At 73.5% G+C, this 24995-nt stretch carries 23 protein-coding genes; 11 read left to right on the top strand and 12 right to left on the bottom strand.

The features are described 5' to 3' along the window. The first annotated feature begins 14 nt into the window (after positions 1–14). Entirely contained in the window at positions 15–1844 is a 1830-nt protein-coding gene (locus tag ABZ479_RS02395; protein WP_500459455.1) for an alkyl/aryl-sulfatase, read from the top strand. Between the two features lie 73 nt (positions 1845–1917). Here ABZ479_RS02395 and ABZ479_RS02390 read toward each other — a convergent pair whose 3' ends face one another. From ABZ479_RS02390 to ABZ479_RS02380, 3 genes are read right to left on the bottom strand one after another with little or no spacing between them, the layout of a single operon-like run. Beyond that, positions 1918–2820, bottom strand: coding sequence for a hypothetical protein (locus ABZ479_RS02390; RefSeq protein WP_500459454.1), 903 nt, complete (start codon positions 2818–2820; stop codon positions 1918–1920). 33 nt (positions 2821–2853) lie between these two features. Beyond that, positions 2854–3918 carry a class I SAM-dependent methyltransferase gene (locus tag ABZ479_RS02385; protein ID WP_500459453.1) on the bottom strand — a complete coding sequence of 355 codons (1065 nt, stop codon included), beginning with the start codon at positions 3916–3918 and terminating at the stop codon, positions 2854–2856. A gap of 40 nt (positions 3919–3958) precedes the next feature. Further along, a complete protein-coding gene (locus tag ABZ479_RS02380) occupies positions 3959–4357 on the bottom strand; it encodes a VOC family protein (RefSeq protein ID WP_500459452.1) in 399 nt (132 codons plus the stop codon). A 205-nt stretch (positions 4358–4562) separates the two neighbouring features. On the opposite strand from ABZ479_RS02380, the gene ABZ479_RS02375 reads away from it, so the two are divergent. Both ABZ479_RS02375 and ABZ479_RS02370 read left to right on the top strand, forming a co-directional pair. After that, positions 4563–4799, top strand: coding sequence for a hypothetical protein (locus ABZ479_RS02375; protein ID WP_500459451.1), 237 nt, complete (start codon positions 4563–4565; stop codon positions 4797–4799). Between the two features lie 7 nt (positions 4800–4806). Continuing rightward, positions 4807–5412 (top strand): sortase domain-containing protein, encoded by a 606-nt coding sequence (locus ABZ479_RS02370; protein WP_500459449.1) that lies wholly within the window; start codon positions 4807–4809, stop codon positions 5410–5412. 37 nt (positions 5413–5449) lie between these two features. On the opposite strand, the gene ABZ479_RS02365 is transcribed toward ABZ479_RS02370, so the two are convergent. Together ABZ479_RS02365 and ABZ479_RS02360 are read right to left on the bottom strand one after the other, a co-directional pair. Further along, complete coding sequence (locus ABZ479_RS02365) at positions 5450–6265, bottom strand: class I SAM-dependent methyltransferase (protein WP_500459730.1); 816 nt, start codon at positions 6263–6265, stop codon at positions 5450–5452. A 73-nt stretch (positions 6266–6338) separates the two neighbouring features. Next, positions 6339–7130 carry an MBL fold metallo-hydrolase gene (locus tag ABZ479_RS02360; RefSeq protein ID WP_500459448.1) on the bottom strand — a complete coding sequence of 264 codons (792 nt, stop codon included), beginning with the start codon at positions 7128–7130 and terminating at the stop codon, positions 6339–6341. Positions 7131–7206: 76 nt separating this feature from the next. On the opposite strand from ABZ479_RS02360, the gene ABZ479_RS02355 reads away from it, so the two are divergent. The 5 genes from ABZ479_RS02355 to ABZ479_RS02335 all read left to right on the top strand — a co-directional run bounded on the left by ABZ479_RS02355 (position 7207) and on the right by ABZ479_RS02335 (position 13769). Next, positions 7207–7809 carry a CGNR zinc finger domain-containing protein gene (locus ABZ479_RS02355; protein WP_500459447.1) on the top strand — a complete coding sequence of 201 codons (603 nt, stop codon included), beginning with the start codon at positions 7207–7209 and terminating at the stop codon, positions 7807–7809. Positions 7810–7920: 111 nt separating this feature from the next. After that, positions 7921–10431: an aminopeptidase N gene (gene pepN, locus ABZ479_RS02350; protein ID WP_500459446.1), complete on the top strand. Its 2511-nt coding sequence runs from the start codon at positions 7921–7923 to the stop codon at positions 10429–10431. A 117-nt stretch (positions 10432–10548) separates the two neighbouring features. Further along, complete coding sequence (locus ABZ479_RS02345; protein WP_500459445.1) at positions 10549–10689, top strand: hypothetical protein; 141 nt, start codon at positions 10549–10551, stop codon at positions 10687–10689. Positions 10690–10953: 264 nt separating this feature from the next. After that, positions 10954–12339 carry a pyridoxal phosphate-dependent decarboxylase family protein gene (locus ABZ479_RS02340; RefSeq protein ID WP_500459444.1) on the top strand — a complete coding sequence of 462 codons (1386 nt, stop codon included), beginning with the start codon at positions 10954–10956 and terminating at the stop codon, positions 12337–12339. Continuing rightward, entirely contained in the window at positions 12336–13769 is a 1434-nt protein-coding gene (locus ABZ479_RS02335) for a lysine N(6)-hydroxylase/L-ornithine N(5)-oxygenase family protein (protein WP_500459443.1), read from the top strand. Before ABZ479_RS02340 ends, ABZ479_RS02335 begins: the two co-directional genes overlap by 4 nt. Here ABZ479_RS02335 and ABZ479_RS02330 read toward each other — a convergent pair. The 3 genes from ABZ479_RS02330 to ABZ479_RS02320 are packed head-to-tail and all read right to left on the bottom strand — an operon-like array spanning position 13711 to position 17128. Continuing rightward, positions 13711–14469 (bottom strand): succinate dehydrogenase/fumarate reductase iron-sulfur subunit, encoded by a 759-nt coding sequence (locus ABZ479_RS02330; protein ID WP_499606046.1) that lies wholly within the window; start codon positions 14467–14469, stop codon positions 13711–13713. The two genes, ABZ479_RS02335 and ABZ479_RS02330, sit on opposite strands and share 59 nt — an antisense overlap. After that, positions 14466–16400, bottom strand: a complete 1935-nt coding sequence (locus ABZ479_RS02325) for a fumarate reductase/succinate dehydrogenase flavoprotein subunit (RefSeq protein ID WP_500459442.1) — start codon at positions 16398–16400, stop codon at positions 14466–14468. Before ABZ479_RS02325 ends, ABZ479_RS02330 begins: the two co-directional genes overlap by 4 nt. A 2-nt stretch (positions 16401–16402) precedes the next feature. Then, complete coding sequence (locus ABZ479_RS02320) at positions 16403–17128, bottom strand: succinate dehydrogenase cytochrome b subunit (protein WP_500459441.1); 726 nt, start codon at positions 17126–17128, stop codon at positions 16403–16405. Positions 17129–17219: 91 nt separating this feature from the next. Here ABZ479_RS02320 and ABZ479_RS02315 point away from each other — a divergent pair, with 91 nt between their 5' ends. Continuing rightward, a complete protein-coding gene (locus ABZ479_RS02315) occupies positions 17220–18107 on the top strand; it encodes a LysR family transcriptional regulator (RefSeq protein WP_500459440.1) in 888 nt (295 codons plus the stop codon). A 77-nt stretch (positions 18108–18184) separates the two neighbouring features. On the opposite strand, the gene ABZ479_RS02310 is transcribed toward ABZ479_RS02315, so the two are convergent. Then, positions 18185–20014, bottom strand: a complete 1830-nt coding sequence (locus ABZ479_RS02310; protein WP_500459439.1) for a bifunctional metallophosphatase/5'-nucleotidase — start codon at positions 20012–20014, stop codon at positions 18185–18187. A 174-nt stretch (positions 20015–20188) separates the two neighbouring features. Here ABZ479_RS02310 and ABZ479_RS02305 point away from each other — a divergent pair, with 174 nt between their 5' ends. Both ABZ479_RS02305 and pyk read left to right on the top strand, forming a co-directional pair. After that, positions 20189–20896: an SIMPL domain-containing protein gene (locus ABZ479_RS02305; protein WP_500459438.1), complete on the top strand. Its 708-nt coding sequence runs from the start codon at positions 20189–20191 to the stop codon at positions 20894–20896. 139 nt (positions 20897–21035) lie between these two features. Continuing rightward, positions 21036–22475 (top strand): pyruvate kinase, encoded by a 1440-nt coding sequence (pyk, locus tag ABZ479_RS02300; protein WP_500459437.1) that lies wholly within the window; start codon positions 21036–21038, stop codon positions 22473–22475. Here the strand turns inward: pyk and pgfA are convergent. From pgfA to ABZ479_RS02285, 3 genes are all read right to left on the bottom strand, one after another. Beyond that, positions 22384–23451: a cell envelope lipid trafficking protein PgfA gene (gene pgfA / locus ABZ479_RS02295; RefSeq protein ID WP_500459436.1), complete on the bottom strand. Its 1068-nt coding sequence runs from the start codon at positions 23449–23451 to the stop codon at positions 22384–22386. The genes pyk and pgfA overlap by 92 nt on opposite strands. A gap of 12 nt (positions 23452–23463) precedes the next feature. Beyond that, on the bottom strand, positions 23464–23598 hold the full coding sequence (locus ABZ479_RS02290) for an SPW_0924 family protein (RefSeq protein ID WP_107418524.1): 135 nt from the start codon (positions 23596–23598) through the stop codon (positions 23464–23466). An 88-nt stretch (positions 23599–23686) separates the two neighbouring features. Continuing rightward, positions 23687–24922: a lytic transglycosylase domain-containing protein gene (locus ABZ479_RS02285; protein WP_500459435.1), complete on the bottom strand. Its 1236-nt coding sequence runs from the start codon at positions 24920–24922 to the stop codon at positions 23687–23689. Between the last annotated feature and the right edge of the window lie 73 nt (positions 24923–24995).

The raw sequence follows: 24995 nt of genomic DNA, 5'->3' as shown, positions 1-24995 counted from the left end.
GACATTGTGTCGTCATGACGGCTCTCGCACCCGGCGCAACCGAGGACTCGACGGACTTCGCCGACGCCGACCGGGGATTCCTCGGTGCCCTGACCCCCGGCCGCGTCACCGACGGCGACGGCCGGGTGGTCTGGGACGGCGACGCGTACTCCTTCCTGCAGGGCCCGTGCCCCGACACGGCGCACCCGGGCCTGTGGCGGCAGAGCCGGCTCGCCTCCAAGCAGGGCCTGTTCGAGGTCGTCGAGGGCATCTACCAGGTACGCGGCCTCGACCTGTCGAACATGACCCTCGTGGAGGGGGACCGCGGGGTCGTCGTCATCGACCCCCTCCGCTCCACCGAGTGCGCGGCCGCCGCCCTCGCCCTCTACCGCGAGCACCGAGGGGACCGGCCCGTCACCGCCCTCATCTACAGCCACTCGCACGTCGACCACTTCGGCGGCGCCCGCGGTGTCCTGCCGCACGGCCACGACCCGGTGCCCGTTCTCGCCCCGGCCGGCTTCCTGGAGCACGCGGCGGGCGAGAGCGTCGACGCCGGGGTCGCCATGACCCGCCGCGCCGTCTACATGTACGGCTCCGAACTGCCCAAGGGGCCGGCCGGGCAGATCGGATGCGGGCTCGGCCAGACCGCCTCCACCGGCACCGTCACCCTGATCCCGCCCACCGTGCACGTCACCCGCACCGGCCAGGACGAGACGATCGACGGGGTCCGGATCATCTTCCAGCTCACCCCCGGGGCCGAGGCGCCCGCCGAGATGAACTTCCACTTCCCCGCCAAGCGGGTGCTGTGCATGGCGGAGAACGCCACCCACACCATGCACAACGTCCTGACCCTGCGCGGCGCGCAGGTCCGCGACGCACGTCTGTGGGCGCACTACCTGAACGAGGCCCTCGTCCTCTTCGGCAACGCCTCCGACGTCGCCATCGCCTCCCACCACTGGCCGACCTGGAGCCGCGAGGGCATCCACCGGCTGCTCTCCCACCAGCGCGACCTGTACGCCTACCTGCACGACCAGACCCTGCGGCTGGTCAACCGGGGCCTGACCGGCAGCGAGATCGCCGAGGAACTGACCCTGCCGCCCGCCCTGGAACGGCTCGACGCCAACCGCGGCTACTACGGCTCCCTCAGCCACAACGTGAAGGCCGTCTACCAGCGTTACATGGGCTGGTTCGACGGGAACCCGGCCCACCTGTGGCAGCACCCCCCGGCGGCGGAGGCGCGCCGCTACGTGGACTGCCTCGGCGGAACCGACGCCACCGTCGCCAAGGCGAGGGAGTACGCCGACGCGGGCGACCTGCGCTTCGCCGTCACCCTGCTGGGCCACGCCGTCTTCGCCGACCCCGGGCACGCCGTCGCGACGGAGGAACTGGCTCTGCTCTACGAGCGCCTGGGGCACGGCTGCGAGAACGGCCCCTGGCGCAACTTCTACCTGATGGGCGCCCAGGAACTGCGGGAGGGCGTCTCCCCGACCCCGGTCGTCATCGCCAACCCGGACGTGATGGCCGCCCTTACCGTCGACCAGCTCATCGACTCCCTCGCCATCCGCGTCAACGGCCCCAAGGCATGGGACGTCCACCTGACCATCGACTGGCGCCTGACCGACGAGCACCGCACCTGGCACCTGACCCTCTCCAACGGCGCCCTCACCTACTTCTCCACCCAGGACGGGCGCCCCGCCGTCCGGCACGCCGACCTGACGCTCACCCTCACCCGGCCCGAGCTGCACCGGCTCCTCGCGGGCGGCCGCTTCGAGGGCGTCGACCACGAGGGGGACCTCAAGGTGGTGGCGACCCTCGTCGGACTGCTGGACGCCGCCGACCAGGACTTCCCGATCGTCACCCCGTGAGGACTCCCGGACGTGCGTGACCAACGTGCGTGACCGACGTGCGTGAAGAACGCGGCCCGTCCGGCGTGGTCGGTCAGGTGTCGCACTCCAGCACGGTGCGGCACAGCCGGCACCGCGCCTTCATCCGGCCCCGCACCGGGACCCGGATCCGCTGGTGGCACACGGGGCAGGGGAAGGAGACCCGCTGGGGGCCGGCACCCTCGAAGGCGTAGCCGGCGGCCGGGTACGCGCCGCCGCGCCGCCGGTCGCGGGCGTACCGGCGGCGGCCCACCCAGCCGCAGGCGACCATCGGCGGATGACGCAGGTCCGCCTCGGCGACCTCCTGCCCGGCCCGGTAGGCGTCCCGGGCCCGCGGGCTGGTGAGCCACGGCTCGACGTCGTCGCCGAAGGCCTGCGCCCGCTTGGCCAGGACGTAGCCGAACTCCTCCGGGGTGAGGTAGCCCAGTTTGGACACGGCCGTGGTCGCCCGGCCCCCGAACAGCACCGGCTCCTCGCGGTAGGAGTCCAGCAGCAGCCAGCCCGCGCCCAGGTAGGTCGTGGCGGTGTCGGTCAGGATCTCGTTCTCCCACGACCCGGGGAACCTCAGTCCGAGCCGGTGCAGGTAGACGTGCATCACCTCGTGCGCCAGCACCGCCCCCACGTCGCGCCGGTCGTCCCGGAAGCGGTCGTGCAGCTCCACGAAGTACTCGGGTCCGGCGGCCAGTTCCACGTTGCCCGCGTGCACCATGTCCCGGAAGGCGACCACCATGCGGGCCTCCGGAAGCCGGAAGTGCTGCACGATGGCCCGCGCGACCCGCTGCGCGCCCAGGTGGAGGTTCTCGTCCGCGGGGAACGCCACCGCCTCCGGGCGCACGCTCGCCGGGAAGCGGCTCACCGTGTCGTACGACAGCCGCCGGTAGAGCGCGGTCAGCGCTTCCCGCACCTGTTCCAGGTGCGGGAAGCCGTGCTCGACAGGGCTGGACGACGGCTCGGTCACGGCGCCTCCCCAAGCGGGTACGACCCTTCGAGCCTACGCGTCGACCCAGGCCGTTGTCGCCGTGCGTTCCGGCCCCGTGCCGGTCGCGGAGCCGGCCACCGGCACGCCGAGTGCGGTCAGCCGTTCGGCGGCGGTCGGTGCGGTGCCGCCCTCCGCCTGGTAGACGCTGAGCAGGAGCCGCCCGCCGGGTTCCACGAGCTCCGCCGTCAGCCGGCGCACCATGTCGCCCAGCCGGCGTTCGGGCACGCAGTCGGCGAGGGCGTGCACGAAGGTGAACCGCCCGCCGTCGGGCGGCCGCCAGTCCAGCGCGTTGCCCACCGATATCCGCCCGGCCCACCGCGGCAGCCGGCGCCGGGCCAGCTCCACCAGGCGCGGGGCGAGGTCCACGCCGTAGGGCTCGACCACCCGGCCCCGCTCCGCCGCCCACCGCCGCACCGACTCCATCAGCAGCCCGTTGGCGCAGCCGAGGTCGAGGAACGTGCCGTCCTTGTGGAGCGCCTCCACCACCATCGAGCGCCGCGCCCGCCACTGATCCGGCTCCCGTCCGAAGCCGGATCCGCCCTCGGGCGTGGTCGCCCGCAGGTAGGCGGGCTCCAGCAGGCGCAGGTTGTCGGCGAAGTACGAGGTGTCGTCCTGCTCCCGGAAGGAACGCGCCGCGTCCAGCACGGCACGCCGCTCGGCCCCGGCGGGCAGCAGGTCCGCGATCGCGGCGGCCTCGGCCACGACGAGGTCCGCGTCGGCGGCGTGCGGCCGCCGGCCCCGGTAGCGGTCCCCGTCCAGCCAGGCGTAGAGCCGTTGTTGCCCCGCGTCCCAGGCGAAGGGGTGCACCCGCTGGCGGTAGTACCCGGCGGTCTCCAGCGGCACCCGTGCGGCGGTGTCGAGGATCCAGTCCTCACCGGGCAGCACCTCGCCGGACGGCAGGCGCACCACCCCGTCCGCGCCGCGTACCGCGCCCACCAGGCCGCCCGGCAGGAACGGCACGAAGGTGACCCGGCGCACCGACGCGGGGTCCGGGTCCCGCTCGACCGGCTCGTACGTCGTGCTCCCCGCGTCCATGCCGTCCCCCCCTCGGCCGGGCCCGCCCCTGGCGGCGGTCACGGTGACACCGTACAAGCGGCCACCGACACCCGGCCGCCGCTCATCCCGTGACGGCCGGCCCCGGAGCCTGCCCGTAGCAGAGGCAGAACGGGTGCCCGGCGGGGTCGGCGAAGACCCGGAAGCCGCTGCGCTCGCCGCCGCTGTCGTGCAGGAAGGTGGCGCCCAGCGCCACGACCTCCTCGTGGGCGCGCTCCACGTCGGCGCGGGTGGGGACGTCGAAGTCCAGGTGGAACTGCTGCGGGTGCTCCGGGTCCGGCCAGCGCGGCGGCCGGTGGAAGGGCACCTCCTGGAAGGCGATCCGGGCACCGTCAGGGGACGTCAGGGTCACCCACGAGGGGTCCGCGGTGTCCAGGGACCAGCCCAGGACGCCCTGGTAGAAGCCGCCCAGCGCGGCCGGGTCCGGGCAGTCGATCACGGTGCACTGCAAGGTGGCGATCATCCGCCGAGCCTGCCCGGCGTCCTCCTGCGGGCGCAAGGCCCGCCCCCGGGACCATACTTTCGGCGGATACGGAACCGGTCCGGCGGGGGAGGCCCCGGCACCCCCGGACTCCGTACGGTGGGGACCGTGGCCGGCCGTCCGTCGCCCGGCGGCCGGCCACGACGTCCGTACCGCCGTCGCCCGAAGGACCGAAGGACCCCGACCCATGTCCGCCGCCTGTGCCGCCTCCGCCACCACCGTCCGGACCGCCCCGGCCCGGACCGCCGCCGTCGCCAGGCGCGCGGCGTTCGCCGTGCTCGCGGTCCTCGCGGTGTGCGCGGTGTGCGCGGTCAGGACGGCGGGCGTCCCCGGCGTCCCGGACCTGGCCGGACCCGCGCTGGCCGGCGTGCTGCTGCTGGCGGTGGGCGTCCGCGGCGTCCTGTACGCCGTCCGCCCGAGGTGAGCGGCCGATGCGGATGACGCACCGTCGCATCAACGTCCTCGCCCTCGCCCTCCTCGCCATCGCCGCCGCCACGACCGGCTGGGCGGTCGCCCACGGGGGACGGGGCGACGCGGTCGCCGTGGTCCACGGCAGCACGCCGGTCCGCGCCTCCGACCCCGGCGGGCACACGCCGGTACGCATCGACATCCCGAGCGCCGGCGTGCACGCCCGCGTCGTCGACCTCGGGGTGACCGACGACGGCACCCTCCAGACCCCCGCCACCGAGCAGGGCCGCTACGCCGGCTGGTACGACCGCAGCGCCGCCCCCGGCGACCACGGCACCTCCGTGATCGTCGGCCACGACGACGGCGGACGCGGACGCGCGGTGTTCCACGACCTCCACGACGTGCGCCCCACCGACACCGTCGTCGTCACCCGCGGGGACGGCAGCCGTGCCCGCTTCACCGTCACCCGGGTCGAGCACGTCCCCCGGCGCTCCCTGCCCGCACAGGCCCTGCTCCGCGACGACGGCACGGCCGCCCTGCGTCTCGTCACCTGCGCGAGCGACCGGCACGACGACGGCCGGCCCCCCGGAACCCTCGTCGTCCACGCGATCGCGGTCCGCACCTCCTGACCCCCGTCCGCGCCGCACCCCACGACCGGGAGAGGTCCTAGCGGCGGACCGCCGAGATCAGTCCGCCGGGCCGTTCCTCGTGTTGCGGCGGGGTGGTGACCGGGCGGCCGTAGGCGGCGGCGCGCTCGCGCAGCGTGTGCCCGGCGGCCTCCCAGCCGTGCCGGGCCAGCCAGCCGACCGGGTCGTCGGGCATCTCCGAGACCCACAGGGACGCCGCCGATCCCGGCGCGGCGTCCGCGCCGAAGCGCTCGATCACGCCGCGCGAGCCCAAGGTCAGCCCCATCCGGCTGCCCGGCGCCGACAGCGCGCCGATCCGGGCGAGCAGCAACTCCACCGCGTCCTCGGGCAGATAGATCAGCAGTCCCTCGGCGATCCACACGGTCGGCGCGGACGGGTCGTGCCCCGCGGCGACCAGCGCGCTCGGCCAGTCGTCACGCAGATCCACCGGGACGGTGATCCGCTCGCAGCGCGCGACGGCCCGCTCCCGGCGCAGCACCGAGGCCTTGAAGTCCAGTGGGTCGGCGGTGTCGACCTCGAACAGCCGGGTGCCCTCCGGCCAGTCCATCCGGAAGGCGCGGCTGTCCATGCCGGCGCCGAGCAGCACGACCTGCCGGACCCCGGAGGCGGAGGCCTCCCGCAACAGGTCGTCGAGGAACTTCGTCCTGATGACGATGGAGAACGACACGGCCAGCCGGCGGCGTCGCGCGGCCTCGTCGTCGGGCAGCGGCGGCGAGGAGGGCCACAGGCCGCCGGCGGCGGCGAAGGCCCGTGCCAGTGGGTCGCGGAACAGCGCGTTCTCCCGCTCGGTCTCCAGCGCCCGCACCCTGGCCACGCCCACCGCCGTGGCCCACACTCCCGACGGCCGCAACGGCCGTTGCCCATCAGTCACCGTGCCAGCCTAGGACGGCACGACCCGGGCGCCGGGGTCAGTCCCGGCGGCCCCAGTCGAGGCGGTCGGCCAGACCGGCGGCGGTGAAGGCGGCGGCCAGTTCGTCGCGGCCCTCGGTGAAGTGGGCCCAGCTGTCGTAGTGGACGGGGACCACGCGGCGGGCGGCGAGGAGTCCGGCGGCCTGGGCGGCCTGGGCGCTGTCCAGGACGATCAGCTGGTTGTCGAAGAGTTCGGGGAAGCGGGGGGCGCCGGCGAAGAGCAGGGCGGTGTCGACGGGGGCGTAGCGCTCGGCGATCTCCTTGACCGCGTCGAGGGAGGCGTTGTCGCCGCTGACGTAGACGGTCGGCAGGCCTTCTCCGGTCAGCACGAAGCCGACGACCTGGCCGGTGACCGGCTCGACCTTCTCGCGCGGGCCGGGGCCGTGGACGGCGGGGACGGCCGTCACGGTGACCGTGCCGCCGCCGGGGCGGTCCAGCTCGACGGACTCCCAGTCGGCCAGGCCCTCGGCCCGCTCCTTCAGGCGCTGCCCGCCACCGGGGGTGGTGAGGGTGAGCGGGACCTCGGCGAGCAGGGCCCGGCCCGAGGCGTCGAGGTTGTCGGGGTGCTCGTCGTGCGAGAGCAGGACCACGTCGACCGGGCCGAGGTCGGCGGCGGCCCCGCTGGAGGCGGCGGTCTTGGTCAGGAACCGGCCGCCGCCACGGGGGTAGTCGCCCGGGGAGTCGAAGGTCGGGTCGGTGAGGAAGCGCAGGCCGCCGTACTCGAAGAGGGCGGTCGGACCGCCGAGGACGCGCACGGGGAACGAGCCGGTCGCCGCGGGAAGGGAAGACATGGTGTACCTCACGGATAGGCGGTTTCTAACCGTGACAAGACGGTAGTCGCCTCTCACGGATCAAGCAAGCCGTACCATGAGGACCGTGAAGGAGCCCTTGATCGGACAACTCGGCCTGCCGCCCGCACAGGGCGAGGAGGAGCACCTGGCCCTCGCCCTCGCCAACAGCGCGATCGCGCTGACGGGCGGCCACACGGTCGACCTCCTGGGCTCTCCCGCGCAGGCGAACCACTGGCTCGCGGAACGCGGCCTCGCACCGGTCGAAGCCGGCATGCGGGAGATGTGCGCGGCGCAACTGCGCTCGCTGCGCGAACAGATCAGGTCGCTGTTCGCCGCCCGGGCCGAAGGCCTGCCGGCCCTCCCCGCCGCGGTCAGGGCCGTCAACGACGCCATGACCCGCATCCCCACCGCCCCGTTGCTGCAGTGGGACGACGAGACCGGTCCCTACCGCGCCACCCCGCACCCCACCACCGCCGTCGTGGACCACGCCCTGGCCGTCCTCGCCGCCGACGCCTCGGACCTGCTCACCGGCCCCGAAGCGGCCCGTCTCACCGCCTGCGGCTCCCCTCCCTGCAACCGCTACCTGCTCCGCCACGGCCGCCGCCAGTGGTGTTCCACCCGCTGCGGCGACCGCGCCCGCGCCGCCCGCGCCTACGCCCGCCGCACCGCCTCGCTGTGACGCCCGCGCCCCCCGGCGACGGCCCCCGCCGAAGGCGCGCCCGCCGTCCCGGCCCACGGGCCGCGGGGGACCCCCGTGCGCCGCGGGCCGGGCATGGGGCAGCATGACGGCATGCCTGCTCTCACGCGTGCCGAGGCCGAGACCCGCGCCCGGCAGATCGCCGTCCAGCACTACGCCGTCGACCTGGACCTCACCCGCGGCGACGAGGTGTTCGGATCGACCACCGTCATCCGCTTCACCGCCCTCGCCGACGGCGTCGACACCTTCGTCGAGCTGAAGCCCGCCGCGCTGCACGGCGCCGTCCTGGACGGACGGCCGCTGGACGCCGCGACCCTGGGCGACGACCGGCTGCCGCTCACCGGCCTCACGGCCGGACCGCACGAACTGCGGGTCGAGGCGGACATGCGGTACTCCCGCACCGGTGAGGGCATGCACCGCTTCACCGACCCCGCCGACGGCGAGACCTACCTCTACACCCAGCTCTTCCTGGACGACGTGCAGCGCGTCATCGCCGCCTTCGACCAGCCCGACCTGAAGGCCGTCTTCGACGTCACCGTGACCGCGCCGCCCGCGTGGACCGTCCTCGGCAACGGGGTCGCCGAGCGCACCGGGGAGGCCGAGGGCCGCTGGCGCGTCGCGGCGACCCCGCCGATCAGCACCTACCTGCTCGCCGTCGCCGCCGGGCCCTGGCACTCGGTGCGCACCGAGCACGCGGGTCTGCCCTTCGGACTGCACTGCCGCCGCTCCCTCGCCCCGTACCTGGACGCCGACGTCGAGGAGCTCTTCGACATCACCCGGCGCTGCTTCGACCGCTACCACGAGCTGTTCGAGGAGCCGTACCCCTTCGACTCCTACGACCAGGCCTTCGTCCCCGAGTTCAACGCGGGCGCCATGGAGAACCCCGGCCTGGTCACCTTCCGCGACGAGATGGTCTTCCGCTCCGCCGTCACCGACACCGAGCGGCAGACCCGCGGCATGGTCGTCGCCCACGAGATGGCCCACATGTGGTTCGGCGACCTTGTCACGCTGCGCTGGTGGGACGACATCTGGCTCAACGAGTCCTTCGCCGAGTACATGGGCTACCAGGTGCTCTCCGAGGCCACCCGGTTCACCGGCACCTGGACGGACTTCGCCGTCGCCCGCAAGGGCTGGGGCTACGACGCCGACCAGCGCCCCTCCACCCACCCCGTCGCCCCCGCCCCGGAGGCCGTCCCCGACACCGCCTCGGCCCTGCTCAACTTCGACGGCATCTCCTACGCCAAGGGCGCCTCCGCGCTGCGCCAGCTCGTCACCTGGCTCGGCCGCAAGGACTTCCTCGCCGGCATCAACGAGCACTTCGCGCGGCACCGCTTCGGCAACGCCGCCCTCGCCGACTTCATCGACTCCCTCGCCGGCGCCACCGACCGCGACGTCCACGCCTGGGCCGACCGCTGGCTGCGCACCACCGGCGTCGACACGCTCACCCCCGTCCCCGAGGGCGTCGACGGCGGCTGGCGGCTGGACGTCACGCACCAGGGCGGCCGCCCGCACCGCATCTCCGTCGCCGCGTACGACCGCGCCGGCACCGGCACCGAAGCCGACCCGGAGCGGCTGGTGCTGCGCGAGCGCTTCGAGACCGACGTCCCCGCGGACGGCGAGACGCCCGGCACGCGTCCCGGCCCCCGCCCCGACCTGGTGCTCCTCAACGACCAGGACCTGACGTACGCCAAGATCCGCTTCGACGCGCGGTCCTGGGACACCCTGGTCGCCGCGCTGCGCGGCCTGCCGGACCCGCTCAGCCGCGCCCTGGTCTGGAACGCCGCCCGCGACCTCGTGCGGGACGGCGAACTCCCGCCCGCCGCCTACCTCGACGTGGCCCGTGCCCACCTGCCGTACGAGACCGACATCGCCGTCGTCCAGGGCGTGCTCGGCTTCGCCCGCGGGCAGATCGCCGACCGCTACCTCCCCGCCGCCGAACGCCCCGCCGCGCTCGCCACGCTGGAGGCGCTCACCCGCGACCTGCTCACCCGCGACGACCCCGGGCTGCGGCTGGCGGCGACCCGCGAGCTCATCGCCGCCACCGCCGACCCCGGCGCCCTGCGCGGCTGGCTCACCGACGGCGCCCTGCCCGGCGGGCCCGCGCTCGACCCCGAACTGCGCTGGCAGATCCTCACCCGGCTCAGCGTGCTGGGCGCGGCCTCCGCGCAGGACATCGCGGCCGAACTGGACGCCGACCCCAGCGCCACGGGCCAGGAGGGCGCCGCCCGCTGCCGGGCCGCGCTGCCCGACCCGGAGGCGAAGCGGGAGGCCTGGGCCCGGATGTTCGACGGCGACACGCTGTCCAACTACCTCTTCACGGCGACCGCCCAGGGCTTCTGGCAGCCCGAACAGCTCGACCTGGTCCGGGAGTACGTGCCCCGCTTCTTCCCCGCCGCCGTGGCGGTCGCCGCCCGCCGCGGCCCCGCGCTCGCGGAGGCCGCGGGCCGCTGGGCCTTCCCCGTCCCCGTCGTCGACACCGCCGTGCTCGACCTCGGGGAGGAGTGCCTCCGCACCGGCGACCCCGCCCCCACCCCCGCACTGCGCCGCCGCCTCGCCGACCAGCTGGACGACCTGCGCCGCGCCCTCCGCGTCCGGACCGCCTGACGGACCGCTCCGGGGGCTGGCGGCGCAGACGTTCACGGTGTGTGCGCCCGGCAGCCGAGGGAAGCATCCCGGAGCGCGGTGAGCGGCGCTCAAGCAGAAACCAACCTGGAGGTAGGCATGTTCGGCAGAATCGGTGTACCCGAGCTGCTCCTGATCCTGGTCGTACTGGCCGCCGTCGTCTTCGGCGTCGTGTTCGCCGTCCTGCGCAAGCGGCAGCCCCGCCCCGACGCGGCGGCGTGGGGGGATAGGCAGCGCTGACCGCCCCGCTCGGGGACTGATGCACCGAAAAGCCCCGCTGCTGCCCGGCACCATCGGGGGAGCAGCGGGGCTTCGCCATCGCCCCGGGGCAGGGCTCGCCCGTGACGCCGGGGCGGCGGCGCCGTCGCTCGGGGGCCGCGCGCGGGTGCGCCGGGGCGGCGACCGTTGGGGGCGCGGGGGCAACACCCGGGGCGGGGGAGCGTCGTTACGCAGGTCGCCCAGCGCGTACGCGCCGGTGATCCGCGACAACGGAGGCGCCGACCCATGCCACCCCCTCTCGCCGGCGGAAGTGAAGGGCCGGACCGGCTGCGCCCGTTGCTGGAGGTCGTGCTCGACGCCCTCGCCACGGGGGCGGCGGTCCGCAAGGGGCCGCTTCCCGCGGGCGGCCCGGGGGCGGTCGCCCGCCGCGTGCGGGAGGTGCTGGGTCAGGCCCTCCCGGAGGACGGCACCGGGGCGGCGGAGGCGCTGCGCGCGCTGGTCGGGGCCGTCGCCGAGGGCGCGGCCGATCCGGCGGACCCGTTGTGCGCCGCCCATCTGCACTGCCCGCCCCTGGGCGCGGCCGTGGCGGCGGACCTCGCCGCGAGCGCCCTCAACCCCTCGATGGACTCCTGGGACCAGGCCCCCGCGGCGACCGCGCTGGAGGCGGAGGTCACCCGCGCGCTGGCCCGGCTCGTCCACCCGGCCGCGGCCGCGCCGGACGCGCTCATCACGACCGGCGGCACGGAGTCCAACCAGCTCGCGCTGCTGCTGGCCCGGGAGGGCGCCCCGGGCGTGCGGGTCGTCGCCGGGGCCAACGGGCACCACAGCGTGCCCCGCGCCGCCTGGCTGCTCGGGATGCCGGCCCCCGTCGTCGTGGAGACCCCCGGCGGGGTGCTCGACCCGGAGCGGGTACGGGAGGCGCTCGCCGCGGGCGTCGGCCCGGCCCTGCTGGTCGCGACCGCGGGCACCACGGACTCCGGTGACATCGACCCGCTCCCCGAACTCGCCCGCGCCGCCCGGGAGTACGGCGCGCGCCTGCACGTCGACGCCGCGTACGGCGGGTCACTGCTGTTCAGCGACCGCGAGGCGGCCAGGCTCTCCGGGCTGCGGGAGGCCGACACCGTCACCCTCGACCTGCACAAGCTCGGCTGGCAGCCCGTGGCGGCCGGGGTGCTCGCGGTGCGCGAGGCCGCGCTGCTGCGCCCCCTGGACCACCGCGCGGACTACCTGAACGCCGCCGACGACACCGAGGCCGGCTTCCCCGACCTGCTCGGCCGCTCCCTGCGCACCTCCCGCCGCCCCGACGTGCTGAAGATCGCCGTCACGCTGCGCGCCCTGGGCCGCCGCGGCCTGGGCGGACTCGTCGAGGCGGTCGTCGACCGGGCCCGGCACCTCGCGGACCTGGTGGACCGGCACCCCGCGCTGACCCTGCGCGCCCGCCCCGCCGTCAGCACCGTGCTCTTCCGTCCCACCGGCGCCGGTGACGAGGAGGTCGCCGCGATCCGCCGCCGGCTGATGCTCGACGGCCGGGCCGTCCTCGGCCGGGCCCGCGCCGACGGGCGGCTCTGGCTCAAGGCCACCCTGCTCAACCCGACGACCACACCCACCGACCTCGAGGCACTGCTCACGCTCGTGTGCGCGACCCACCAGGAAGGCAGCACCCCCCGATGACCGCGAACGACGACCACGACCCCCACCGGGACCAGCCCTTCGACCTGCTCGGCATCGGCGTCGGCCCGTGCAACCTGTCCCTGGCCGCCCTCGCCGACGGCGTCCCGTACCTCAGCGCCGCCTTCTACGAGCAGGAGCGCTCCTTCCGCTGGCACCCGGGGCTGCTGCTCGACGACGCCACCCTCCAGGTGCCGTTCCTCGCCGACCTGGTGAGCCTGGTTGACCCCACGAGCCGGTGGAGCTACCTGAACTACCTCAGGACCCGTGAGCGGCTCTTCCCCTTCTACTTCGCCGAGCGCTTCCACACGCACCGCGCCGAGTACGACGCCTACTGCCGCTGGGTCGCCGAGTCGCTGCCCGGCATCTGCTTCGGCCACCAGGTCGACACCGTCCGCTGGAACCCCGGGCGGGCCGTCTTCGAGGTCGACCACACCCGGCTCGACGCCGACGGCCAGGCCGAGTCCCTCGGCCGCACCTACGCCCGCAACCTGGTGCTCGGCGTCGGCAGCGCGCCCTACGTGCCGGAGCCGCTGCGGCCGCTGGCCGAGTCGCCCGCCGTCCCCGTCGTGCACTCCGCGCACTACCTGGAGCACCGGGACCGCCTGCTGGCCGCCGAGCACGTCACCGTCGTCGGCTCCGGTCAGTCGGGCGCCGAGGTCTTCCTGGACCTGCTGCGGGCCCGGCCCGCCGGGCGCGAACGGCTGACGTGGATCGCCCGCAGCCCCTCGTTCGCCCCCATGGAGTACAGCAAGCTCGGCCTGGAGCAGTTCACCCCCGACTACACGCGCTTCTTCCACGGGCTGTCCGAACCGGTCCGCGACAACCTCCTGCCCCGCCAGTGGCAGCTGCACCGGGCCATCGACCACGGCACGATCGGCGCCGTCCACGACGAGCTGTACCGCCGCACCCTCGGCGGCGGCTGGCCGGACGCCGTCCTCACCCCGGGCGTGACGGTCCGCACCGCCGGCCGGATGGGCATGGGAGCCGTCGAACTCCACCTGGAACACGAGCAGCAGGGCACCCGCAGCCGGCTGGTCACCAACGCGGTCGTCCTGGCCACCGGTTACCGGGAGCGCTCCCTCGACGCGCTGCTCGCCCCGATCGACCCGTACGTCCGCCGTGACGCCTCCGGCCGGCCCCGGATCGACGAGTGCCACCGCCTCGAGCTGGACCCGGTCGTCGCCGGCACCGGCGCGGCCGTCCACGTGCAGAACGCCGAGCGCCACACCCATGGTGTCGGGGCCCCCGACCTGGGGCTCGCCGCGTGGCGCTCGGCGGTCGTGCTCAACGCGGTGACCGGCAAGGAGCCCTACCCGCTGCCCTCCCGCACGGCCTTCACGACCTTCGGGCTCGGCGCGCCCGCCGAGCCGGTCAGCCCTTGGACCGCGACTTCTCCTTGCGCAAGGCCCGCAGGTACTCGCGGTTCATAGCGGCGATCGACGGCAGCGGGATGCCCTTGGGGCAGGCCGTCGCGCACTCCCCGGTGTTGGTGCAGCCGCCGAAGCCCTGGTCGTCCATGGCGGCGACCATGTCCAGCACCCGGGTCTCGCGCTCGGGCTGCCCCTGGGGCAGCACGTTGAGGTGGTTGACCTTGGCCGAGGTGAACAGCATCGCCGAGCCGTTGGGGCAGGCCGCCACGCACGCGCCGCAGCCGATGCACTCCGCGTGCTCGAAGGCGAAGTCGGCCGCCTCCTTCGGGACGGGCGTGGCGTGCGCCTCGGGCGCGCTGCCGGTCGGCACGCTGATGTAGCCGCCCGCCTGGATCACCCGGTCGAAGGCCGACCGGTCGACGACCAGGTCCTTGACCACCGGGAAGGCGGCGGCCCGCCACGGCTCGACGTCGATGGTGTCGCCGTCCTCGAAGTGCCGCATGTGCAGCTGGCAGGTGGTGGTCCGCTCCGGGCCGTGCGCCTGCCCGTTGATCACCATGCCGCAGGCGCCGCAGATGCCCTCGCGGCAGTCGTGGTCGAAGGCCACCGGCTCGTCGCCCGCGAGGATCAGCTCCTCGTTGAGGACGTCCAGCATCTCCAGGAACGACATGTCGGGACTGATGTCCTCGACGCGGTAGGTGACCATGGTGCCGTCGTCCTCGGAGGACGGCTGACGCCAGATGCGCAGGGTGAGGTTCACGCGTAGCTCCGCTGGGTGGGGTGTACGTACTCGAAGTCGAGGGCCTCCTTGTGGAGCACCGGGTCCTCGCCGGCGCCGGTGAACTCCCAGGCCGCGGCGTACGAGAAGGCCTCGTCGTCGCGCATCGCCTCGCCGTCCGGGGTCTGGCTCTCCTCGCGGAAGTGGCCGCCGCAGGACTCGGCGCGGTGCAGGGCGTCCAGGCACATCAGCTCGGCCAGCTCCAGGAAGTCGGCGATCCGGTTGGCCTTCTCCAGCGCCTGGTTCAGCTCGTCGCCGCTGCCGGGCACCTTCACCCGGCGCCAGAACTCCTCGCGCAGCTCCGGGATCCGCTCCAGCGCCTTGCGCAGCCCCGCCTCGTTGCGGGCCATGCCGCACTCGTCCCACAGCAGCTCCCCGAGCTCGCGGTGGAAGGAGTCGGGGGTGCGGTCGCCGTCCACGGCGAGCAGCAGGTTCAGCCGGTCCTCGACGTCGGCGACCGCCTCGGCGACCGCGGGGTGGTCCGCCGTCACGGTGTCGTGCGGGCCGCGCGCCAGGTAGTCGTTGATCGTGGCCGGGAGCACGAAGTAGCCGTCGGCCAGGCCCTGCATCAGGGCGCTGGCGCCGAGGCGGTTGGCCCCGTGGTCGGAGAAGTTGGCCTCGCCGATGGCGAACAGGCCCGGGACGGTGGTCTGCAGGTCGTAGTCCACCCACAGGCCGCCCATCGTGTAGTGCACGGCGGGGTAGATCCGCATCGGCCGGGTGTACGGGTCCTCCGCGGTGATCCGCTCGTACATCTCGAAGAGGTTGCCGTACTTCTCCTCCACCTTGGCGCGGCCCATGCGGGCGATCGCGTCGGCGAAGTCCAGGTAGACGCCCTGGCCGCCGGGGCCGACGCCGCGGCCCTCGTCGCAGACGTTCTTCGCGGCGCGCGAAGCGATGTCGCGCGGCACCAGGTTGCCGAAGGAGGGGTAGATCCGCTCCAGGTAGTAGTCGCGCTCGTCCTCGGGGATCTCGTGCGGCGGGCGGGTGTCGCCCTGGGCCTTCGGCACCCAGATGCGGCCGTCGTTGCGCAGCGACTCGCTCATCAGCGTCAGCTTCGACTGGTGGTCGCCGGAGCGCGGGATGCAGGTGGGGTGGATCTGCGTGAAGCAGGGGTTGGCGAAGTACGCGCCCCGGCGGTGCGCCCGCCAGATGGCGGTCGCGTTGGAGCCCTTGGCGTTGGTCGACAGGTAGAAGACGTTGCCGTAGCCGCCGCTCGCCAGCACCACGGCGTCGCCCATGTGCACCGACACCTCGCCCGTCACCAGGTCGCGGGCGACGATGCCGCGGGCCCTGCCGTCCACCACGATCAGGTCGAGCATCTCGGTGCGCGGGTGCAGTTCCACGTTGCCCGCGTCGATCTGCCGGGAGAGCGCCTGGTAGGCGCCGAGCAGCAGCTGCTGGCCCGTCTGGCCACGCGCGTAGAAGGTGCGGGAGACCTGGACGCCGCCGAAGGAGCGGGTGTCCAGCAGGCCGCCGTACTCGCGGGCGAAGGGCACGCCCTGCGCCACGCACTGGTCGATGATCTGCACCGACACCTCGGCGAGGCGGTGCACGTTGGACTCGCGGGCGCGGAAGTCGCCGCCCTTGACGGTGTCGTAGAACAGGCGGTGCACGCTGTCGCCGTCGTTGCGGTAGTTCTTCGCGGCGTTGATGCCGCCCTGGGCGGCGATGGAGTGCGCCCGGCGCGGCGAGTCCTGGTAGCAGAACTGCACGACGTGGTAGCCCTGTTCGGCCAGCGTGGCGCCCGCGGAGCCGCCGGCCAGGCCCGTGCCGACCACGATCACCGTGTGCTTGCGGCGGTTGGCCGGGTTGACCAGCTTCGCCTCGAACCTGCGGCGGTCCCAGCGCTCCGCGATCGGCACGTCCGGCGCCTTGGTGTCGGCGATCGGCTCGCCCAGTCGGTAATCCACGGTCAGTCCACCAATCCGGTCATCACGGAGACGGGTACGACGAGGAAGCCGGCGGTCAGCGCGGCCGCCAGCACGTTCGCCGTGATCTTCAGCGCGCGGTCGCGGCGCTTGTTCACCGCTCCCAGGGTCTGCGCGGCGCTCCAGAAGCCGTGCCTGATGTGCAGGCCGAGGGCGAGCATCGCGACGATGTAGACGAGGTCGACCCACCAGATCCGGAAGTCGGCCACGATGTTCTCGTAGGGGTGGTGCTCCTTGCCCAGCGGGTTCACGGTGAGCGTGGTCAGGTCCAGGATGTGCCAGACGATGTACAGGCCCAGGATCACCCCGCCCCAGCGCATCGTCCGGGTCGCGTAGCTGGCCCGCTGCCGCTTGTGCTCGTACTTCGCGGGGCGCGCCTTGATGTCGCGCTTGCTGAGCTGGTAGGCGGCGACGCCGTGCAGCACCACCGCGACGACCAGGCCGGTGCGCTGGATGTACAGGTACCAGCTGTTGTGCAGGGCGGGCTCCCCGATGGTGCGCAGCCACGCCGCGTAGCCGTTGAACTCCTCCGGGCCGAAGAAGATCTTCAGGTTGCCCAGCATGTGCGCGACCAGGAACAGCAGCATGATCACGCCGGTCCCGGCCATGACCGCCTTCTTGCCCACGGTCGAGCCCCACAGTGCCCGTAGGAGCGACGGGCGGCGGTCCGTACCCGTCGTCGCCCTCGTCCTCGTCGTCGCCAAAGCCATGCGCTCGACGCTAGGTCTGCCTGCTACGACAGGTCCAAGACATGTTCCGGCTCGTTTCGATAGGCCTCGCCTATCGCGTTATCGTGCGGACATGCAGCTGCAGCAGCTCGTGTACTTCCTGGCGGTCGCCGAGACCCTGCACTTCACCCGTGCCGCCGAGCGCGTCCACGTGGCGCAGCCTTCGCTGTCGCAGCAGATCAAGGCCCTGGAGCGGGAACTGGGCGCGGACCTGTTCAGCCGTGCCCGCGGCAACATCGCGCTGACCGACGCCGGGGAGGCCCTGCTGCCGCTGGCCCGCCGCATCATCGCCGACACCGAGACGGCCACCCAGGAGGTCCAGGAGCTGGTGCACCTGCGCCGCGGCCGGGTCCGCCTCGGCGCCACCCCCAGCCTCGCCACCGGCCTGCTGCCGGACGTGCTGCGCGACTTCCACGACCGCTACCCCGGCATCCGGCTGGTCGTCGAGGAGGGCGGCTCGCGCGACCTGGTGCGCGAGCTGGCCTCCGGCAGCCTCGACCTCGCGCTGATCGTGCTGCCGCTGCAGAGCCACGACCCCGCCCTGGACGCCACGCCGCTGCTCCACGAGGACCTGGTGGTGGTGACCGCCGCCGACGCGCCGCCGCCCTGCGCCGGTCCCGCCATCCGCGTCGCCGACCTCAGGGACAAGCCGCTGGTCATGTTCCGCAACGGCTACGACCTGCGGGAGCTCACCGTCACCGCGTGCCGGGCGGCCGGCTTCGAGCCGCGCTTCGCGATCGAGGGCGGCGAGATGGACGCGGTGCTGGGCTTCGTGGAAGCGGGACTGGGCCCCGCCGTCGTGCCCAGCATGGTGGCCGGACGCCGCCCCAGGCTGCGCACCACGCCCTTCGAGGCCCCCGGGCTCCAGCGCACGGTCGCCCTGGCGCACCGCAAGGACGCCGAGCCCCCGCGCGCCGCCCGCGAACTGCGCCGCGTGCTCCTGGAACACGTACCGGGCTGAGGGCCGGCGGTGCCGGCGTCACCGCCCGGAGGGCGTGCGCGCCGCGCACACGCCCTCCGGGCCGGCCCGCGGACGGCCTAGAACACCGGCACGCCGGCGCGGGTCAGCCGCCAGTCCTGCGAGGCGAACCGGGCCGGGTCGATGGAGCCGTTGGCCCGCACCCAGGCGATGATGGTGTTCCGGATCTCCTCGGAGTTCGCCCACACCTGCTGGGCGGTGGCGACGCCGGGGAAGTTGCCGCCGCCGTTGGCCCGGTAGTTGTTGACGGCCAGCACGAAACGGGCCGACTCGTCGATCGGCGCGCCCTGGAAGAGCACGTTCGACACCCGGGAACCGGCCGGGCGGGAGATGTCGACGTCATAGGTGACGCCGCTGACCACGTCGTAGTTGTAGTCGGGCGTGCCGTTCGCGTTCGTCAGCTTCGCGACGTCGACGGGCGCGCCGGGCGCCGTCTGCACGAAGTAGTTCGCGGAGAACTCGATGTACGCCTTGACCTGGGCGCCGGTCAGGACCCGGGCCTCCAGGGTGTTCTCGAAGACGTACAGCCCGGCCACGTCGCGGATGGTGACCTGACCCGCCGGGATGGCGGCGGTGCGCGAGAAGCACGCCGCCTGCGACAGCACCGGCAGGGCGGCGTGCTCCGTCCCGGCGAGCGCGGCCTTGACGGTCTCGGCCTGGACGAAGTTGATGAAGTCGATGATCGGCGTGTCCTTGTAGGGGGACTCCTGGGCCGACATCGCGGCGGCCGAGGTGCCGATCACCTGGTTGACGTAGGCCACGACCTCCTTGTGCTCGTCCGCGAGCAGCCGGACGATCCGCGGGTCCTCCTCGACCGTGTTGGAGTTGAGGACGGACGCGCCGACCGTGACGACCTCCCACCTGCCGCGGACCAGCTCCAGGCCGAAGTCGAAGACGGTCAGGCGCTGGCCCCACTTCAGCGGCTCGGACAGCACCACGCCCTGGCCGGTCCGCTTGTTGGCCACCACGTACTCGGGGATCTCGGAGTGGGCGTGGCCGACCAGGATCGCGTCGATGCCCGGCACCTGCTCGGCGACGAGCGCCGCCGCGTTCTCGACGTACGGCAACTGGTCACCGTAGGAGGAGGTGCCGGAGGAGCCGCTGTGGGCCGAGACGACGACCACGTCGGCCCCCATCGCGCGCAGCCGCGGCACGTACTTCGCGGCCTGCTCCTCCAGGCCCGGGAAGGTCATCCTGCCCTGCACGTTGGCCTTGTCCCAGATCGCGATGCCGGGGTTGGTCAGACCCAGGACCGCCACCTTCACGTCGGGCGCGCCCTTCACCCGCAGCCGGTGGAAGGAGTACGGCGGGAAGGCCGGCCGGCCCGTGCGCGCGTCGAGGGCGTTGGCGCCGAGCAGTGGGAAGTCGCACTGCTCCTCGAACTTGCGCAGCACCGGGATGCCGTAGTTGAACTCGTGGTTGCCCAGCGCCGCCGCGTCGTAGCCGATGGCGTTCATGGCCTGTGCCATCGGGTGCACCGGGCCGTGCTCGGCGGTGATCGGGTCGATCTTGGCGTAGTAGTACGACAGCTGGGTGCCCTGGATGGTGTCGCCGGCGTCGATGAGCAGGGTGTTCTCGCGGCCCTTGGCCGCGCGCAGCCGGGAGACCAGGGTGGAGATCTTGGCCAGGCCGACGTCGTTGTGCGCCGCGTCGTCGTACTCGGCGTCGGTGAAGTAGTCCCAGTTCAAGACGTTGCCGTGCAGGTCGGTGGTGCCGAGGACGCTGAAGGAGTACCTCTTCGGAGCGTGCCCGTGGCCGTGCCCGTGCCCGTGGCGGCCCGTGGCCTGGGCCGGAGCCGCGCCGGCCACGGTGCCGGCCGTGCCGGCGAGCGCGAGTCCCGCGCCGGTGGCGGCGGAGCGGTTGAGGAAGTCCCTGCGGTTCAGCGGCATGCGTCGGCTCCTGGTGTCCGGGGGCGCCCCGGGCGGTCGCCGGGGGCGGGATGATCGTCCGTTCATGCGGTTAACGCGCGTAGATTCTGGCGCAAGGGTGCTCCGGGCAACACCCCCGCCGGGCTGCGAACAGATGACTCGTCACGGCGGCACCGGCCTGGCAGGGTGGGACGCATGACCACAGAACCGGCCAGGACGTACCCGACGCCCGAGACCCCGCACGTGGGGGTACGCGGTGAGGCGACCCTCGAGGTCGAGCCCGAGCTCGCCCGGATCGCCGTCACCGTCAGCGCCCGGGGCGCCGACCGCCGCGCCACCCTGGACGACCTCAGCCGGCGCAACGCGCAGGTGCTCGACCTCGTCAAGGGCTGCACCGACGCCGTCGAGAAGCTGGAGACCGGCGCCTTCGTGATCACCCCCGAGCTGCGGGAGCGGGGCCGCGGCGAGCGCGTACGGGCGTACCACGGCAGCGTGCGCGTCGGTGCCACCCTCACCGACTTCACCGCCCTGGGGGAGCTCACCACCCGGCTGGCCGATCTGGAGCTCACCCGTGTCGACGGCCCGTGGTGGTCGCTGCGCCCCGACTCCCCGGCCTACGCCGAGGCACGCCGGCAGGCCGTGCGCGACGCGGTGCAGCGCGCCCGCGGGTACGCGGAGGCGCTCGGTGCCCGCCTGGTCGCGCTGGTCGAGCTGGCCGACGAGGGCGTGCAGCAGTCGGCGCCCTTCCGCGCCGCCCGTCCGGCGATGCGGACCGCCGCCTTCGCGGCGCCCGGCGGCGCCGAGGAGACGGCCCGCGCCCTTGACATGGAACCGGAGCGACAGAGCGTGTACGCGCAGGTCACCGCGCACTTCACGATGACCGCCCCCGACCTGTCGGGCTGAGGCCCGGCACACCAGCGGTGTGCTCATCAGAGCGCACCCCGGCTCACTTCACCACTTGTCAACAACCGTTAATCAGGCTGACGTTGGACAGTCGCCTTCCACGAGGTACCTACTGTGAAGTAGGTCATAGGCTCACCCCATGCGCCGAGCAAAAATCGTCTGTACCCTCGGGCCCGCCACCGACTCCTACGACCAGATCAAGGCCCTGGTCGAGGCCGGCATGGACGTCGCCCGCCTGAACATGAGCCACGGTTGCCACGCCGATCACGAGGACCGGTACCAGCGCGTGCGCAAGGCCGCCGACGAGACCGGCCGCAGCGTCGGTGTCCTCGCGGACCTTCAAGGCCCGAAGATCCGGCTGGGACGCTTCGCCGAGGGCCCCGTACTCCTTGAACGCGGTGACGAGTTCACGATCACCACCGAGGAGGTCGAGGGCGACCGCCTGGTCTGCGGCACCACCTACAAGGGCCTCGCCGCCGACGTCACGCGCGGTGAGCGGATCCTCGTCGACGACGGCCGCGTCACCCTGGAGGTCACCGGCGTCGAGGGCCCCCGGGTCCGCACCCTGTGCATCGAGGGCGGCCTGATCTCCGACAACAAGGGGCTCAACCTCCCCGGTGTCGCGGTCTCCGTGCCCGCCCTGTCCGAGAAGGACGTCGAGGACCTGCGCTGGGCGCTGCGCATCGGTGCCGACATCATCGCGCTGTCCTTCGTCCGCAGCGGCCGGGACGTCGAGGACGTGCTGCGCATCATGCGCGAGGAGGACCGCCGGGTCCCCGTCATCGCCAAGGTCGAGAAGCCGCAGGCGGTCGACAACCTCGAGGAGATCGTCGCCGCGTTCGACGGGATCATGGTTGCCCGCGGCGACCTCGGCGTCGAGATGCCGCTGGAGGCCGTGCCGATGGTGCAGAAGCGCGCCGTCGCCCTCGCCCGGCGCAACGCCAAGCCGGTGATCGTCGCGACGCAGATGCTGGAGTCGATGATCGACTCCTCGCGGCCCACCCGCGCGGAGGCCTCCGACGTCGCCAACGCCGTCGTGGACGGCGCCGACGCGGTCATGCTCTCCGGCGAGACCAGCGTCGGCAAGCACCCCGTCGAGACGGTCAGGACCATGGGCCGGATCGTCGCCGCCGCCGAGGAGGACATGCTCGCGGCCGGCCTGCCGCCGCTGACCGAGCAGAACAAGCCCCGCACCCAGGGCGGCGCCGTCGCGCGCGCGGCCGCGGAGATGGGCGACTTCCTCGACGCCAAGTACCTGGTGGCCTTCACGCAGTCCGGCGACACCGCCCGGCGGCTGTCCCGCTACCGCTCGCCGATCCCCGTGCTCGCCTTCAGCCCCGAGCCGGCCACCCGCTCCCAGCTCAGCCTGACCTGGGGCGTGGAGACCTTCCTCGGGCCGATGGTGCAGACGACCGACGAGATGGTCGACCAGGTCGACGAGCAGCTGCTGCGCATCGGCCGCTGCCAGGAGGGCGACGTCGTCGTCATCACGGCGGGCTCGCCGCCCGGTGTCCCCGGGACCACCAACCTCGTGCGCGTGCACCACATCGGGGAGGACGACTCCCCTTCGCGCCGCTGAGACCGCTGAGACCGCTGACGCCGCCGGCGCCGCCCGCCGCCGGGCGGCGGCCGCGCGCCTCCAGGACGAGCGCGAGCGACAGCAGCGCGACGCCGAGCGCGAGGGAGCCCCACGGCAGGTAGGAGGTCAGCAGCAGTACCGCCTGCCGCTGGGACCTCACCAGGGCCACGGTGTGCCGGACGTAGTCCTCGCGCATCCTCACGTGCCCGGCGAACGCGGTGATCGGCCGCTGCTTCCCGTCGGTGAAGCGCATCTCCTCGCGGTGGACCTCCTCGCCGTTGACCGGCGCCCCGGTGACGGGGTCCACCCAGAACATGCGCTTGGTGGTGTACCAGCGCTCCATGCCCATCGCCGCGACGGTCTGCGGGGTGACGCCCTCGACCGGCATCTTCTTCGGCAGCGGCACCTCGGTCCACGGCACGGTCTGCTCGAAGTAGTAGACCTCCAGCCCGCGGAACTCCTGCGTGCCCCGGTAGTGGATGGGCGCGGAGGTCCGCGCCTGCGCGTCGAAGTAGTAGTAGTCCCGCTTCTCGGTCAGGAAGGGGAACTTGAACTCGACGCCGCGCCGTCGGACGGCGTCGCCGTCCACGCTCTCGCCCCCCGCGTGGACGGGCTCCTGCGTGTGGGCGTCGAAGACGTACCGTTCCGGCACCTGGGAGACCATCGCGCCGTCCGGGCCCACCACGTAGGCCAGTCCGTCCCACACGACCACGTCACGTCCGGTGGCCCGGTCGATCCTGCGGGCCTCCTCCACGTCGCCCTTGAGGGTCTGCACGATGCTGACCTTGGAGACCTTCTTCGGCCGCATCGTGCCGTAGTCGAGCAGCGTGGCGTCCCGCGCCTCCAGGACGACCGCCTGGTACTGGCCCGCCGGGATCTTCGCCAGCCGCGGGAACGCGTACCAGCGGACGAGGGGCGACAGCGCGGTGAAGAACACCGCGAGGGACAGCAGGACCAGGCTTGACCTGCGGCGCATGGGACCGCCCTCCTACGGGTGCGCGGGGACGGTGGTGAGCAGCGGCTCGGGGGAGGTGCTGCCGTCCGGCGGACCGACCGCGGTCACGAGGAGGACGATCGCGAACGCGGCGACGAGTCCGATGGCCGCGGCGATGACTGCGCGCATGGCCGTAACCTCCCGGTCGTACGGCTACGTCGGCTGGGCCGGTGCACCGTAGCAACCGGGAGGTGAAATGAGAACAGGTTCTACGGCGTCAGTTGACCGGGCCGGTCGCGGTGCCGCCCTCGGTCTCCGTCGGTGACGGGCTGTCCCCGGGGGAGGCCGTCGCGCACGGGTCGGGCGTACCGGTCTGCGACGGGGACGTCGTGTCGGTGGGGGTCGCCGTGGGCGAGCCCGAGTCCGTCGGGCAGGTCGGCGGGTCCGTCGGTCCGGACGGGTCGGTCGGGTCCGTGGTCGGATCCGTCGGGTCCGTGGTCGGATCCGTCGGATCCGTGCTGGGGCCCGTCGTCGGGGAGTCGGTGGGCGAGGGGTGGCCCGACGGGGTGCCGATCGTGCCGCTCGAGGACGCGGTCGGGGTGGGCTTCTTCGTCGGCGAGGCGCTCATGCTCGGCGACCACGTCGGCGACGGCGAGGCGGAGGGCGTTGTGGAGACCGGCGGGTTGTGGGGCGTGTCGCTGCCCGCGTCGCCGATGTCGGGGAGGGAGACGACGTCACCGTCGCGGAAGTGGTCGTACCAGGACAGGACCGTGTTCAGGTACGCCGTCGAGTTGTTGTAGCCCAGGATCGCCTGGTGCAGGTGGCTCTCGATCGACAGGTCGCGGTTGCCCGCGCAGAGGTAGCGGCCGGCGGCGAGCGCCGCGTCGAATATGTTGTTCGGGTCGCTGACCCCGTCGTCGTTGCCGTCGGCGCCCCAGGTGTCCCAGGTCGACGGGATGAACTGCATCGGGCCTATCGCACGGTCGTGGACGGTGTCCCCGTCCCACTTGCCGCCGTCGGTGTCCGTGATGTTCGCGAAGCCGTCGCCGTTGAGGACCGGGCCCAGGATGGGGGAGAGCGTGGTGCCCGCCGAGTCGACGTTGCCGCCGCGCGCCTGGTTGGACTCGACCTGGCCGATCGCGGCGAGCAGCTCCCAGCGCATGTTGCAGCCCGGGTCGCTGGCGGCGAGGGCCGTCTCGGCCCTGCGGTAGGCCTCCAGCACGGACGCCGGCAGGCCGGTGCCGCCGGTGGTCACGGTGCCGGTTCCGGCGTCGGGGGTGGTGGAGCTGCCCGGAGGGGGCGTGTTGAGCGGCGGGAGCTCGGTCAGGTACTCCGACGAGTTGCCGTCGATGGGGTCGCCCGGCGGGGGCACGATCGGGGCACCGGCACTGGTGTTGAGGACGCCCGGCAGGAGTCCGGGGGCCTGGGAACCCGTCAGCGCCGCCATGGCCGCGGCGGCCACCGCGGTGCCCGCGACTCCCCTGCGGATCCGCCGTCCGTACCGCGCTCGCATACCCGAAGCCCCTCCCGGTAGCCGTGTCGCCCGTCTCCCTGCGTGGCAACCCTGGTGACCCTACGGCAACTTC

The organism is Streptomyces sp. NPDC005722, from assembly GCF_040630935.1.
Classification (GTDB): Bacteria; Actinomycetota; Actinomycetes; order Streptomycetales; family Streptomycetaceae; genus Actinacidiphila.
The sequence above is the reverse complement of the archived record's forward strand: the minus strand, read 5'-3'. Positions and strand labels throughout refer to the sequence as shown.